Below are 16298 nucleotides of genomic sequence, written 5' to 3'. Positions count from 1 at the left end.
TTTTACTCTAGTTCTAACTTTACATAAACTGGTAAATGATCAGAAGGATACTTTAAATCTTTTGAATTACTTAAAATAGCATATTTTTCAACTTTAACATTGGGAGTTTTAGACACAAAAATATAATCGATTCGTCTTGTTACAGGTTCGTTGAATTTAAAGGCATTAAAAGTACCTACAGGACCAAATTTTAGTTTGCTTTGATCTCTAGTATCATAAAAGTTTTGTTTTAAATTGGTTATCAATTCATTATCAGGCTCCACGTTAAAATCACCCATTAAAATTACAGGATAATTGTCTGTGTTTATCGTATTAATATGTGCTTCGATAATTTTCATACTATTAACTCTCGATTCTTGACCAATATGATCTAAATGCGTATTCACTATCCATACTTTTTCAAGAGATTCTAAATCCGTAAATAAACCATAAGTACATATTCTTTCAATAGCAGCATCCCAATCTTTTGATCGCTTTTCAGGAGTTTTAGATAACCAAAACGTGCTATCTTGTTCTACTTTTACTTTATTTGTATTGTAAAAAATAGCCGAATACTCACCATTATCACCGCCATCTCTACCGTGGCCAATCATTTTGTATTCAGTTAAGGTTTCTTTCATATACTTTATCTGATTAGGGCGACCTTCTTGTGTACCCATGACATCAGGACTGTAAAATTTTATCTGATTGGTTAAAAACTCCTTGCGATGCTCCCAAGCATTTTCTCCATCAGAAGCTACATCTAATCGAATGTTGTAAGTCATTATTTTTAAACTTTGACCATTTGTCATTGAATATGACATTACTAGAATAATAATAAGCAGAATTTTTTTCATTTTTTTAATTTGTTTTTTGATAAACACGAACATAATCTACTAGCATTTGTTGTGGAAAAATACTATCATCAATACCTTGTGTACCACCCCAACCACCACCAACAGCAATATTTAATTTTAAGTGAAATTTTTGGTCAAAAGGCCATTCAGCATCCGTTTTGTTTTCATTTTTAAAGGAATGATAAACATCATTATCCAACAGAAAATCTATTTTTTTTGAAGTCCATTCAACGGCATAAATATGATACTGATCATAAGGATTATTAATAAAAACAGCTTTACCAACTGCAGTTCCTATATTATGATTATAGGCTTCGGTATGCACGGTTCCGTAGATAGAATCTTTGGTGAAGCCAACATGCTCCATAATGTCAATTTCTCCGCATTTAGGCCAGCTAACTTGTTTCCAATTTTCGCCCAACATCCAAATTGCAGGCCATATGCCAACTCCTTTGGGTAATTTTGCTTTTATTTCGATTTTTCCATATTGCCATGCCACCAAATTACTAGTAGTAATACTGCCACTCGAATAATTATAACCTTCAATTTCTTCTTTAACGGCTTCTAATACTAAATAACCGTTTTCAACTCTGGCATTTTTTAAATTTTCCGTATAGAATTGTTTTTCATTATTTCTAACATAACCATTTTCATAATTCCATTTTGTAGCATCAGGATTTCCTTCTTCATTAAATTCATCTTCCCAAACCAATTGATATTCTTTTTCAATTTCTTTATCATCTTTACTATCAGATGAATTACACGCATAAATTGTAAATATGGAAAGTATAATTAAATATTTTGATGCTTTCTTCATAAGTCTAAATGTGATATTTAAACAATATCTTTTATTTACTATAATTAAACAGCTAATTTACCAGACTTAGTAAATCGTATTCTGAGGTCTTCATTACTTTTTCTCTTGATAAACCCTCACATAATCCACCACCATTTGTTGCGGGAAAATACTATCATCTATTCCTTTTTGACCACCCCAACCGCCACCGACAGCAACGTTCAAAATTAGGTAAAATTTTTGATCAAAAGGCCATTCTGCAGTAGTTTTATGCTCATTTTCTATGTGATTATAAACGACGTCATCTAACATAAAATCTATTTTTTCAGGTGTCCACTCAATAGCGAAAACATGAAATTCATCATTCGGGTTTTCTATAAAAATAGTTTTACCTTTTTCAGTACCTATTGTATGATTATACGCCTTGGTATGTATTGTTCCGTGAATGGAATCATTATCATACCCCACATGTTCCATAATGTCAATTTCTCCACTTTCTGGCCAACCTAGTTCTTTTCTTGATTCGCTCAACATCCAAATTGCCGGCCACATGCCACGTCCTTTTGGCAATTTTGCCCTCGCCTCAATACGGCCGTATTTCCATTTTGCAAGATCCTCGGTTTTTATCCTTGCTGAGGTGTATGATGCTGTTTTAATTTTAGATTTATACGCAGCCCAAGTGTTGTCCAATTTCTTATTTTTAAAATCTTTATTCGAAATATCTTCCTTGTGGGCTTCTATGATTAAATGACCTTCTTCAACTCTTGCATTTTTAAGGCTGTCCGTATAATATTGTTTTTCCTGATTTGCAATAAAACCGTAATCATAAGTCCATTTTAAGCTATCAGGTTTCCCTTTATAATTGAACTCATCACTCCAAACCAATGAATAACCATTGCTGACAGGACTCACCTTAATTCTATCAAATAACAACTCAGGTTCGTTAGTAGTAATATAATCAAATTCATTTGCTATTAACCAATCTAAATCTTCTTGAGAATTTACCGTCCAAGCATTCAATGTTAGCCCCAGTTCTTTGGCACTTTGTATCCACTCCGCATTTTTTTTAAATACTTTTAAATGATAATCTAATCCAGAAATACCATCATCTTTCAATTGTTGCGGCGTTTTGGTCCCATTTAAATATTGCGTTTGGGCCTTTGGATCAAGTTCAAGAATCCTAAGAAGGATATCATACCCAAAACTAATATAAGAATGGATATATGATTCCGCTTTTAATTCTTTGACTAAAGCAAGAACTTTATCCGTCATTTTAAGATTATATTCCTTGTCTTTATTAGGTTTAATCTCACATACTAATCCAGTGGTTGTATTATTTTCCATTCCTGCAAGAATGTAGTCTCTTAACGTTGGTAAAACCTCTCCGTTGGAAAGTTTAAATTTTGCCAATTCTTCGTAAGTAGTATCTTTAATTAGTAAGTCATTAAAATGAGCATCATGATAGATAACTAAAACACTATCAGCGGTCATATGTACATCAAACTCTGAGCCTGTACATTTTAATTCTATAGCATGTTTTAGCGAAGCAATCGAGTTTTCTGGAAGCTGTTCTGCTTTCCATGCTCCACGATGAGCAACTACTATATTGTCTGCAAAATAAATGTTTTCTTTCATGTTATTGCTACAAGCAAGTAAGCTTGCAGCTACTAAGGTAATAAATAAAAAACGCATTTTTTATACTTTTTATATTGATTTGTAATGTACTTTATTCACACTAAAAATTAAGAAAAAATCTAAGGGCAGACTAGCTGCCCCTAGATTCAATAAACTAACTAACTCAAATAATATAATATGAAACTTAAAACATTTTATGTTACTGTAAGTACCAAGGAACTTGATTAATTCCATCAAAACCTGCGTATTGTTCATCAATAGCTTTTTGATAATTTTCAGGATTCGTGGTTTGTTCTGATTCTGGATATTTCCAACGTTTAGGATAAACAGAAGTATCATCAGGATTTAAACTGGTAGAAGGGTCCAAAGGATATTCTGGTAAGCCTGTACGTAAGAATTGAGCATAATTACCTCCATTACCTTGAAAGAAATCTATCAACCATCTTTGGGTCAATATTTGTTTTAAACGATCTTCTTTTGTTCCACCAACTGCATAAGAAGCGTCATCCGTAAAATAATTATCAATATAATTTTGATCAATAGCCATTCCATGAACATGGTCAGCCGTGTATGGTAAATCCATGTAATATTTGAGCATTGCTTTGACACCATTTTCATAGTATTCTTGTGCATCTCCTGTTACCCAACCTTCTTCAATTGCCTCAGCAATAATAAAACATTGTTCTGCATAAGTGAATCTTAACATTGGCTCTCCATCCATATAAATAACATACCGATCGTTTAGTAACGAGTACTCGCCATTATCATTGTTAAGGGCCAATACTTCTGAAGCTTCTGAGGTCAAAGCACCTTCATAGGCTTCAAAATCAGATTCGGATAGACCATCATCTATCAAAGCTTGTGCTGGATTTGCAAAATAGAACAACCTTCTGTCTTTCATTGTTTTTAATGCATCAACAGCCAATTTTGAAATAGCAGTTGTAATCCTTCTATTTTCTCCATTAAAAAATGGATGCGTAGCGTTCGGATTTTCACTATAAACCAATTTAAGGTTGTCACCGTTGCCTTCCATTAAATTACCGGTATTTACAATAGCTGCAAAACGTGCTTTTTGTGCATCAGTAATCTGTTTACTTATGGTTTGCAGTACTTTTAACTGCATAGCATTACATAATTTTTGCCATTTCGAAGCATCACCATCAAACATAAAATCACCATCAAAATTATTTCCTTCCGCAAAATAAGCTTCCGCTTCTTGAAGGTCATTTAAGATTGATACAAAAACATCAGCTTGCTTGTCATATATTGGGGTAACATTTCCTTCTTCGGCCATACCTGCTTCAGAATAAGGAACATCTCCCATATCTAAGGTTGAAGAAAGCCCATAAATTGCTTTCATAAACTTAGCTAATCCTCTATAAGACGATTGAGTTGGACTTCCCTCAGCAAATTCTACCATTCTTTGAAGGTCTGTTAATCTTGTATAGGCCCCAAAACTTCCAAATGGATAAAACGAATAATAATATTGGTTTGCATTTGCATCCGTTTCAAGTACAGCGATGTGTTTGTTAAATAGGTTTCCAGAAATAAAATCATTTGGATTTGGATTCCAGAACCTGTATGTATCTTTCAATACCTGCGTAGCCAACATTTCTGATGAAACAGTAGTTGAACTATCAGGATCAGTATTTAGATCTTCAAAATTGCTACAAGAAAACACAATGATTGAAGAAATGATTGCTATAAAAATATATTTTAAATTTTTCATCGTTCTTTTTAATTAAAATGTGAATCTAATATTACCTCCAAGATACCTAACAGATGGATCAGCAAAGTCTTCATTACGGTTATCGGGGTCAGAATATTTAAAATCTTTAGCTGATAACAGTACATTTTGTCCTACAAAACTTATGGATGCCCTTTTAATAGGTCCCCAACTACTTAAAAATTTAGTAGGTACGTTATACGTTAAAGATATTTCACGTAATTTAAAGTATGTTCTTGCGAAAGCGTCAGCAGATGTTCCAGTACCTCCCCATGCACTACTTCCATGTAAATCTTTTACAGCTCGTACATAGGTAGTTGCTACATCATTTGTTGCAAAAACACGTGTGTCTGATATAATATTATTATCAGTATCATAACTAACCTCACCAGATACAACCATAACACCATCACCAATATAGTTTGTAGAACCAGGATTAGCCACGTCTGCTGCTCTTTCTGGGGTAACAGAATCAGGATGTCCACCAGACTGCCACATATAACTTTCAGTTCTAGTACTTGCCAAACCACCTACTACACCATCAAAAGATACAAATAAACTAAAATCTTTATAACGTAAAGTAGAATTCACACCCCATATCCAATCAGGATCAGAATATCCGAATACCGAACTAAAGGGATCTTTTTGGATTCTACCATTACTATATACATATTGCCCTGTGGCAGGATCTGTCATAAACTCCCTACCTACATAATGATCTACTCGTTCTCCTACCTTCACCCAAGGCTGTACTGTAGAATACGTTTCGTCAAGCTTTGCATATACACGCTTATACGTTGACCAGTTAAACCCTAGATCCCATTCTAAATCTTCTGTCCTTATTGGGTTGGCAGTAAGTGCTACTTCCCAACCTTTGCGGTCTATTTCTTCATCAGTATTAATATACTTTGTGGCATAACCAGATGCATCAGATATATTGGCATATTTTAAATAATCGTACTGATGTTTATTGTAGTAAGTTAGATCTACGGTCAAACGTTTTTTTAAGAACATGGCTTGAAATCCAAATTCATAGGTATCAGCACTTTGTGGGCGGATAGTTTGTAAATCATACAAACTGCTAGCAGCACTTGCCCCATTTAAATCATTCCATGTGCCTGGAGTAATAGAGAAAACGCTATTAATATCATAAATACCTGCTGGTGTTTTTGATTGCGTCCATGAACTCCTTATTTTAAATAAATCTAACCAATCTTTAGTTGATTCAGGCAACAATTCAGATACAACAAAACTACCAGAAAATGAAGGGTAGAAATAAGACCTTTTTGAATCCGGCACATCTGGACCTGCTAATGCAGTATTCCAGTCATTACGTCCTGTGGCTTCTACATAAATTAATTTGTTCCATGATAAAGCCAAACGTCCGAATGCTGAATTTACTTGTTGGGTTTGTGTACTTTCTCCAACAGCTGCAGGTTCTACCGAAGCATTTAGTGAGAAAAATCCGGGAATGGAAATACCACCTATTGTTTGAGCATTTAAGTTGTCATTCCGTTTGTAAAATATGGTACCACCTACAAGATAATCTACCTCAAATTTATCATTTACAAATTTTTTATTACCTGTTAACAATAAATCGTTATTGATACTAAAGCCTTGTGTTTTGCCTGTTACATAAGCTCCTGTTCTGGTACCATTCCATGTATAAAGGTTGCCAGGAATGGCAGTATTACCCGTAGAGGTATATGAACCCTGAGAAACTCTTAACTGTCCTCGGTCAACATAAAAATCCAATCCAGAACGAACTGTAGCCTTTAACCAATCGGTAATTTCATAACTCATAGAAAGGTCTGCATTAAAAATATCTCGTGATACTTCATTTGTTTTTTCATACCTGTCAAAATATGGGTTGTTTTGATTTTTTCCTCTATATCTGTCCGCATCATAATCATATCCATAATGATTATTTTGCTGCACGCCTGGTTCAAGCCAATAATTATCTTTATAGTCGAGTACATCCCAATCTGAAGGACTCCATATTAATAAAGAGTACATAGGGTCATAAGAAGTATAACCGTTAGAACCTTTATTTGGTGACTCACTTTTTGAATACGATAAGTTTGAATTCAATTGAAATTTATCCAAATTAATATCCCCACCAAAACTATAGGTATATTTATCTAATTTAGCATTAGGGTATTGCCCTTTTTGTTCTATCCAATTGACCGAACTTCTCAAAGAAACATTCTCTTTTTTATATGCCAAACTGATATTATTGTTGGTAATATAACCTTGTTCTAAAAAGTTTTCAAAATTGTTTGTTCCTATTGGGAGATATTCAAAATCCCTAAATTCTTTTGCAATAGGATCCCATTGATTTTGAATGGATCCGTCCATTGCGGTACCCCAAGATTGATCCGCGTTTAAATTATAGGTATTGTTAGTACCACGACCATAGACACCTTGTTTTTCTGGAATTGCCAAATAGCCTGCAGCAAACATGGTGTTTGTGGTCAAATCAACCGTAAATCCTTCATCACCGGAACTACCACTTTTCGTTGTAATTAAAATAGCACCATTCGCACCACGAAAACCATATAGAGCAGAAGCCGTAGCACCTTTTAAGACACTCATTGATTCCACATCTTCAGAAGAAATATCGCTAAGGGTTTTATTTTCATAGGCAATTCCGTCAATTACCAATAAAGGTTCTTCACCTCTAATGAGAAGCTCAGGAGCTACATTAAAATCTGTGGAGTTATTAACTAATAACCCTGCTACTTTACCAGTAAGGGAAGTCGCCACGTCAACTCCAGAGACTTTTTGCAAATCTTCACCATCAATTGTTTGAACAGCGTACCCAAGGGCTTTTTCTTCCCTTTTTATACCTAATGCTGTAACCACTACCTCATCTAAGGCGTTTACATCAGACTGTAACGATACAGAAAGTGTTTCGTCAGTTACAGCCACCTCTTTGGTTAGATAACCAATAAAGGAAATAAGCAATGTTTGAGCATCATCAGCCACATTTAACGAAAATTTTCCGTCAAAATCGGTAGATGTACCGTTACTTGTTCCTTTTACAATCACCGAAGCACCTGGCAACGGAGTTCCTGTTTCGTCTAGCACAGTACCTATTACTGTTTTTTGAGCCTGCAATGCAGTAAAGCCGCTTATTACAAAAGCTAACATGAGCAAGGCTAGGTTTGTCCTTTTTCTAATTAATTTTAACATCATAAGTAATTTGAGTTTATTTTATTTAAGTTTTCAATATTATGAACATACCAATGAACCGAAATGAACCTAATATTAAGTGTTTGTTAAATATAAGTTAAGTATTAAAGTTTACCCAAAAATTACCCATACAAAAAACATACAATAGAAATACTCAAAAAATGATATCAAATTTTATCAAATAATCACTTATACCACTATCAAATAACGAATAATGAATATTTTGCGTAAAATTTAAAAAAGACAATTAAAATAGAAATGTAGTGGCAAAGTATGGTTAAAATAGGTCTTTTAAAAGACCCTAAATATCCAAAATATGATCTGTGAGGTTAATTTCATGTTTTAGTTTCATTTTCTTTCGCAATCGATATCGCCTAACCTCAACACTTTTTACTGAAATATTTAGCAAAGGAGCAATCTCTTTTGAAGATAAATTTAATCTTAAATAAGCACAAAATTTTAAATCATTGTGTGTTAAATCAAGGTACAAGCTTTTTGCTCTTTTAAGAAAATCTTTATCAGCACTATTAAAAGCATCCTTAAATAAATTCCAATCTTTGGTGTTTTCTAAGTTTTTATCAATCAATTTAAATACATCATCATCCTTAGACAAGCCAATGTTACTTTTCAACTCTTTCTTTACCTTTCGTAATACTTCATTTCTTTTAACAATACTCATTGTTGAAATGGCTAATTCTCTGTTTTTACTCTCTATTTCTTGATTTAATTTTTCATTTCTCAGCTTTATTACCTCTTGTTCATTACTTATTCTATTAACTTCTATCTGACGTTGATTTTGTTCGATAAGTTCTAAGTGCTGTTTTTTATAATGTCTTTTATACAAGCGGTGCGTTATAAATCCAGAAATCAGTATCAATAAAAGATACCCTCCAATTGCAAAATTTGATAAATATGTGGGTCTTGCTATTTCAAAAGTATAATTAACAGTATTATCTGAAACTTGATTACCTACTTTGGATCTAACCGTGAAGGTATAACTACCAAATGGTAATTTATCAAAGATTACGTTTGGTGATGCTGTCCAATTACTCCAGTCCGCTTGGTAATTATCTAATTTGTATTGATAATTTACAAATTCATATTTATTATATCTTGGTGTACTAAAATTGAATTGTAAAACATTTTCATTATAGTTAAAATGACCATTTTCATTCACTAAAACATTAAAAACACTATCCTTCGCCTTAACAATAATATCATTTAGAAATATTTTATGAGGTGTTTTATTATATTTATCCAAATCAACTAAAATATACCCATTTGTTTTTCCAATAATATATAAATTATCTTTTAAGTGCGTAATGTTTTCAAAGCTAACCGTAGTATTTCTCCAATAGTTCTGAATGGGAATTGATTTTATTTCAATTTTACCAGGAATTGGCCCCTTTTCAGCATAATTAATACTCGATTTATTAAACGACCACAACCGCTGTTTACTATCCTTAACCAGTTTACCAGAAATATACTCGTCTTTAACTATTAACTTACTCAGTGCCGTATCTTTTACAAAATTTTCTCCCGAACCAGTTAACTTAAAAACACCTTCTTGATAGCTATACAACAAGTCGTCATCATATTTTAAAATACTTGAGCCTTTGCCCTTCGGCACATCAGAAAAAAGAATTACTTTTTCAAAAGCAGTGTAATTATTGTTTAACCATAATTTATAAACTCCTTTGTATTCATGATTAATCCATATTTCTGAATTACCCAAAATTTCGAAAAAACGAGCTGAGTTTTCAAATCCCTTAATCTTATTCTTTAAGACCCATTTATTATTCTTTCTTTCGAGTATACTCATACCCGAATAATGGCCTTGTAATAATAGTTCTGGATGATTTGGAAACTCCCTAAAATTCCAAGTACCAGGAATATCAGATATTTGTTGCGACGTATTGTTTTTAATAAGAAAAGTGCCTGATGTATGACCACAAAGCAACTCATTTTCATACACAAAAAGCGACCAAACCTGTCCTTTTGTTCCTTCTACTAGTTTTAAGGGTTCATTAACCAAAGTTGACTTATAAAATAAGCCTTGATTGGTACCTACATACAATTTCCCATTATGTATAATTGAACTGTAGGTTGTACCAACCGTACCCCCATTATCATTATATTCTCGAATATAAGATTGCATATTTAAACAATCTATTCCGTTATCTAAGGCAGACCACACGTTACCTGAAGCATCTTCAAACAAGTTTAAAATTGTATTGTTACTAAGACCATTAGACTGATTAATAGTGTTAATTAATTCACCATCTTGAGATAAATGAATAATTCCAGCAGAAATTGTTCCTAACATATAGGTTTTATCCAAGAGTTGAACTCCACTGTAAATTTGAAATTCATCAAAAATATGATCACCCGAAATAGACCATTTGGTAACAACTTCTTTATCAATTTTAAAAAAACCCTTATTTCGGGTTACTAAAATGAGATCTTCATTATCACTTTCAAAAATATTTAAAACAAATTTGACCTTATAGCTATCTGGAATATGTGCAATCAATACCTCCTTACCTATTTCGAGTTTGTATAAATTTCCATTATTTTTAAAAATATAAATAGTGTTATTTATTTCAAAAATGCGATAGAAATTACCCTTATCTGTAAAGTAATTGAGTTCATTATTCTCTACATTGTAAAAATACAATCGGTCATAAGATTGAAAAATTACCCAATTATCAAAAGCCTTAATATTCCAGATATTTTCATCCTCTATTAATTCAGACTTTATTTTGTCGGACAATGAAGTGTAAATTAATAATCCTTCGTCATTTCTTTTCCAAAACCCGAACTCCATATAAGCCCCTGTAAATATTTTTTCTTTTACAGCTAATATTGACCGCATTATAGTATTATTTGGTGATGGATAAAGCATCCATTTTGCACCATTGTACTCTAATAAACCTTCGTTATTAGCAACAAAAATAAAATTTTCAGCATTTTGCGTAACTGCCCAATTTTGATTTTCTGCTTGGTATGTGTTTGATGAAAATTTTAATATAGGAGGCGTTTCTTGACCAAAAAATGTCAATGGTAATAATAACAATAAAAGTAGTTGTATGACTTTCATGTTTAGTGTTTGAACTGTCGTTTCTTTTTAGACATTTTGTGTAAAGATAAAAAAGAAAGTCCGATATCCTTAAACAGAAGATTAGCATTTATTCTAAACAGTAGAGAAACCCACTAACAACTATAAGCTTGATGATAACACCAACATCAGTAAACCTGCTAATGAGGCACCAATTATAGGTCCGACAACAGGAATCCATGCATAACCCCAATCATTAGAAGCCTTATTTTTAATTGGTAAAATAGCGTGTATAATTCTAGGCCCCAAATCACGTGCTGGGTTTATTGCATAACCTGTAGTGCCACCAAGTGACAAACCAATAACCCAAACTAAAAAGGCAACAGGTAATGCTCCAAGAGAACCTAGACCGATTGGAGTTTCTGTTTCTGTTAATGATGCATTGGTAAAATAAAGTACTACGAATACCAATACAAAAGTGCCTATGATTTCCGAAATAATATTTGATTTAGGATTCCTAATCGCTGGAGCCGTACAAAAAATAGCTCGCTTAGCCTCTCCATCTTCCGTAACGTCAAAATGATCTTTATAAATTAACCAAACACCTACAGCACCTAACATAGCACCGATAAACTGACCTAAAGCGTAAAGTGGAATCAAATTCCATTCAAATTTTCCTGCAACAGCCAATCCAATACTTACCGCCGGATTCAAATGAGCCCCACTGTATGGACCTGCCACTACAACACCTACAAAAACAGCCAAACCCCAGGCGGTTGTAATCACCATCCAACCTTGGTCATTTGATTTGGTTTTTTCTAAAACAACATTAGCTACTACCCCTCCTCCTAAAAGAATAAGGAAAAAAGTTCCGATAATTTCTGCTACAAATGGCGTCATGTTAATTATTTTTTGTTTCTGAATTATTTCTTGTCCAATACTCTAATGCATCAATAGCCCTATACCAACCTTTTATTTCTTCCTTAATTTGTTTTCTATCTTCAGTAGGTTTAAAATGCATATCTGTTTGCCAAATTTCTTGAATTTCATCAGGACTTTCCCAATACCCAACTGCCAAGCCTGCCAAGAAAGCAGCTCCCATCGCTGTTGTTTCCACCACTTTTGGACGAACGGTTATTGTATTTAGAACGTCAGCTTGAAATTGCATTAACATATTGTTCACTGTTGCTCCACCATCTACACGCAATTCCTGAATCGTAATACCCGAATCGGCTTCCATCGCTTTTAAAATGTCCATGGTTTGATAGGCTATAGATTCTAATGCGGCTCGTGCAACATGAGCATCTGTACTTCCTCTTGTTAATCCGAAAATTGTACCCTGAGCATGCTGATTCCAATGCGGAGCTCCTAGCCCAGCAAATGCAGGAACAAAATAAACCCCTTCTGAACTCTCAACAGAGCTTGCCAAATTTTCTACATCAGCAGACATACGAATTATCTTTAAACCATCTCGTAACCATTGTACAACAGCACCAGCAATAAAAACACTTCCTTCAAATGCATATGTTGTTTTTCCATTGATTTTCCACGCAACTGTTGTAAGTAAATTATTTTTGGAAACAATAGGTTTTTCACCAATATTCATTAACATGAAACATCCTGTGCCATACGTATTCTTAACCATGCCTGGCTTCGTACACATTTGACCAAACAAAGCCGCTTGTTGATCTCCAGCAATTCCTGCAATTGGAATTTTTGAGTTATAAAAAGTAGATTGTGTGTGTCCATAAACCTCACTCGACTGTTTTACCTCAGGTAGCATGCTTTTAGGTATGCTCAACAATTCTAGTAACTCATCATCCCAATCCATCGTATTTATATTAAACAACAATGTTCTTGACGCATTGGTCACATCTGTAACATGCTGATTACCTTTGGTAAAATTCCAAATTAACCAGGTGTCTATGGTACCCATAATCAAATCACCATCTTCGGCCTTTTTTCTTGCTCCATCAACATTATCTAAAATCCATTTTACTTTCGTACCCGAAAAATAAGAATCAATAACCAATCCTGTTTTTTCTCGTATCATTTCAGATTTACCCTGAAGCTTTAATTCATCACAATAATCTGAAGTACGTTTATCTTGCCAAACAATTGCATTATAAACGGGTTGACCTGTATTCTTATCCCAAACCACAACCGTTTCACGCTGGTTAGTGATCCCAATAGCAGCAATGTTTTCTATATTTAATCCTTTTTTAGCAATGGCTTCGGTAGCAACGCCCGCCTGGGTTGACCATATTTCAGTTGGATCATGTTCTACCCATCCAGGTTTTGGAAAATATTGTGTAAATTCTTTTTGAGCAATTGAGATTATATTTCCTTTCTTATCAAAAACAATAGCTCTGGAGCTTGTTGTCCCTTGATCTAAGGCCAGTATGTATTTTCCCATAATTAGTGAATTTAATTAGTTAGTGTAGTTTGTATGTTAAAAATTATTTTGAGTTATAATACGTATTGTTTCGCAGTGGTTGTAAAATCATCTATTTGTTGACGCTCCCAAACCTTATCTTTTCCTAATTCTTTTGCTAATATTTCTGCAACCAATGGTGCCGAACTAATTGCAGCCCTAGCATCTAAAAACAACATTCGTACACGTCTAGCCAGCACATCTTCTATAGTTCTTGCCATTTCATTTCTTACAGCCCAAACCACTTCTGCTTTAGTAAAGCTTAGTTTTGGATGCAATTTTTCACCTAATTCAGGTTCGTTTTTAATTAGTTGCTCAATATGAACCTGATCTGTACCATAAATGTATAAGTGATTAGATCTGTCCACATTTTCTAAAGCTCCATGTATAAGTTGATCCTTTGTTTTACAAGTTTCATTGGGTAATTTACCAAGACTAATGGCTTTGTTTACCGTGTCTTGTGCCATTCTTCTATAGGTAGTCCACTTGCCTCCAGTAATGGTTATTAATTCTGAACTTGAAACTATAATCTTATGACTTCTAGATATTTCTTTGGTCTTTTCGGAATTATCTTTTGGAGCCGCTAAAGGTCTTAACCCTGCAAAAATGCTCAATACATCTTTTTTACTTACTTTTTTATTCAAATACCTATTTGCGGTATCTATAATAAAATCTACTTCTTTCTCCAGTGGTTTTGGTTCTAGACTATGGCTATCTAACAATGTGTCTGTTGTGCCTACTACAACTTTATCATGCCAAGGCACCAAAAATAAGACTCTACCATCATCTGTTTTCGGAATCATAATAGCATCATTTCCTGGTAAAAAAGACTTCTCTAAAACCAAGTGGATTCCCTGACTAGGGCGGACAATATTTTTTGCCTTGTTATCATCCATTTGTAAAACTTCATCCGTAAAAACTCCAGTTGCATTTATAACAACTCTTCCATTTAATTTGTAGGATTTATCCGTTTCAATATCATGTGCAATAACTCCATTTACAATACCTTCATCATCTTTCAACAAACCAGTTACCTTACAATAATTTAGTATTGTGGCTCCTTTTTCAATACTAGTTTGAGCAATATTAATAGCTAATCTAGAATCATCAAATTGCCCATCGTGATAAACAACTCCACCTTTTAATTTGTCCGGTTTTATCGTGGTTAACCTTAATGTCGTTTTCTTTTTACTAATGCCAACAGATTTACCAAAACTTAATTTACCTGCTAAAAAATCATATAATTTTAAACCTACCGTATACTTTAATCTATCCCATAAATTATAATTTGGAATTATAAAAGATTGGTTACTGACCAAATGTGAAGCATTTTTTAGCATAAGACCTCTTTCATATAAAGCCTCTCTAACTAGATCTATATTTCCTTGAGCCAAATAACGCACACCTCCATGAACCAGTTTCGTACTCCGACTCGATGTGCCTTTTGCAAAATCAATTTGCTCTAACAAAAGCGTTTTATAACCCCGAGTGACACTGTCTAAGGCAATTCCTAAACCTGTTGCTCCTCCTCCAATAATAATTACATCCCATTTTTTGTTTGTTTGTAATTGCTTAATTAATGTTTCTCTTTGATATAAACTCACCGCTATATTCTTTTAAATTTTTCGTTTTGAATTCCAAATATACAATTTTTGCAACAAAACGAAACAAAACGAAATAAATATTTTCATATTATTCTTCATATTCATCAAATAGTCTCTTCTATACTTTTCGTTTTCTTTCATTTTAGTTACATTTGCAGATATATTAAGGTTGGTATATCAATAAGAGATTTAAATATGAATAGACATCAAATTATTTTAGACATTCTAAACAAAGTAAAATATATAGAAGTGTTAGATCTGTGTAAACAATTAAATGTATCGGCTGTAACCATTCGAAAAGACTTGACACTTTTAGAGGCAAAAGGGCTTTTATTTAGAACACATGGTGGTGCATCTTTAGAAAACCCTTATATCAACGAAAAAGAAGTGAATGAAAAAGAAAAAATTTCGGTTGAAGAAAAAAATGGAATTGCACAAGCTGCGGCAAAATTAATTGATGAAAATGATTCTATAATGATTGCTTCAGGAACCACGGTTCAGGCGTTGGCAAAATTCATTACTCCAAAAAATAAATTAACGGCAATAACCTCTTCATTGCATGTTGTACTTCATTTAATCAAACATAAAAATATAGAAATATTACAATTAGGGGGCTATGTTAGACACAGCTCAGCGTCAGTAATTGGTAGTTATGCTGCACAAATATTAGAGAATGTATCTTGTAGTAAGTTGTTTTTAGGTGTTGACGGCATTGATTTAGATTATGGTCTATCAACCACAAGTTTAGAAGAAGCACAGCTTAATAAAAAAATGTTGATCTCTGCACAAAAGACGATTGTACTAGCAGACTCTTCTAAATTTGGTAAAAAAAGTTTTGCTAAAATCTGCGGAATTGAACAAGTAGATCAAATTATTACTGATAGAGGTATATCGACATCCCTAGTTAAAAATTTAGAAGAAAGAGGTATTGTTGTTTCAATTGTTGGTTAAAAAAGTAATAATCTCCTATTTTTAAACAGACTATATTTACTTATTATACTATATTTTAATACT

At 33.3% G+C, this 16298-nt stretch carries 10 protein-coding genes; 1 reads left to right on the top strand and 9 read right to left on the bottom strand.

Going from position 1 to position 16298, the window contains the following annotated elements:
- Positions 1–2: 2 nt before the first annotated feature.
- From D3P13_RS05090 to D3P13_RS05050, 9 genes are all read right to left on the bottom strand, one after another.
- Positions 3–836 (bottom strand): endonuclease/exonuclease/phosphatase family protein, encoded by an 834-nt coding sequence (locus D3P13_RS05090; RefSeq protein WP_198679958.1) that lies wholly within the window; start codon positions 834–836, stop codon positions 3–5.
- Positions 837–840: 4 nt separating this feature from the next.
- Complete coding sequence (locus D3P13_RS05085; RefSeq protein WP_117880185.1) at positions 841–1653, bottom strand: glycoside hydrolase family 16 protein; 813 nt, start codon at positions 1651–1653, stop codon at positions 841–843.
- A 93-nt stretch (positions 1654–1746) separates the two neighbouring features.
- On the bottom strand, positions 1747–3324 hold the full coding sequence (locus D3P13_RS05080) for a family 16 glycosylhydrolase (RefSeq protein ID WP_117880184.1): 1578 nt from the start codon (positions 3322–3324) through the stop codon (positions 1747–1749).
- Positions 3325–3466: 142 nt separating this feature from the next.
- Complete coding sequence (locus D3P13_RS05075) at positions 3467–4996, bottom strand: SusD/RagB family nutrient-binding outer membrane lipoprotein (RefSeq protein WP_117880183.1); 1530 nt, start codon at positions 4994–4996, stop codon at positions 3467–3469.
- Between the two features lie 12 nt (positions 4997–5008).
- Positions 5009–8191, bottom strand: coding sequence for a SusC/RagA family TonB-linked outer membrane protein (locus tag D3P13_RS05070; protein ID WP_117880182.1), 3183 nt, complete (start codon positions 8189–8191; stop codon positions 5009–5011).
- A 298-nt stretch (positions 8192–8489) separates the two neighbouring features.
- Complete coding sequence (locus D3P13_RS05065; protein WP_117880181.1) at positions 8490–11288, bottom strand: ligand-binding sensor domain-containing protein; 2799 nt, start codon at positions 11286–11288, stop codon at positions 8490–8492.
- Between the two features lie 120 nt (positions 11289–11408).
- The gene (locus D3P13_RS05060; RefSeq protein WP_117880180.1) at positions 11409–12146 is read right to left on the bottom strand and encodes an MIP/aquaporin family protein; all 738 of its coding nucleotides are present in this window, start codon (positions 12144–12146) and stop codon (positions 11409–11411) included.
- A 1-nt stretch (position 12147) separates the two neighbouring features.
- Entirely contained in the window at positions 12148–13662 is a 1515-nt protein-coding gene (gene glpK, locus D3P13_RS05055; protein WP_117880179.1) for a glycerol kinase GlpK, read from the bottom strand.
- Between the two features lie 53 nt (positions 13663–13715).
- Positions 13716–15290, bottom strand: a complete 1575-nt coding sequence (locus D3P13_RS05050; protein WP_117880178.1) for a glycerol-3-phosphate dehydrogenase/oxidase — start codon at positions 15288–15290, stop codon at positions 13716–13718.
- Between the two features lie 189 nt (positions 15291–15479).
- Between D3P13_RS05050 and D3P13_RS05045 the strand changes: the two genes are divergently transcribed.
- Positions 15480–16235 carry a DeoR/GlpR family DNA-binding transcription regulator gene (locus D3P13_RS05045; RefSeq protein ID WP_117880177.1) on the top strand — a complete coding sequence of 252 codons (756 nt, stop codon included), beginning with the start codon at positions 15480–15482 and terminating at the stop codon, positions 16233–16235.
- Positions 16236–16298 lie beyond the last annotated feature (63 nt).

This window comes from Aureibaculum luteum (assembly GCF_003449015.1).
Classification (GTDB): domain Bacteria; phylum Bacteroidota; class Bacteroidia; order Flavobacteriales; family Flavobacteriaceae; genus Aureibaculum; species Aureibaculum luteum.
The sequence above is the reverse complement of the archived record's forward strand: the minus strand, read 5'-3'. Positions and strand labels throughout refer to the sequence as shown.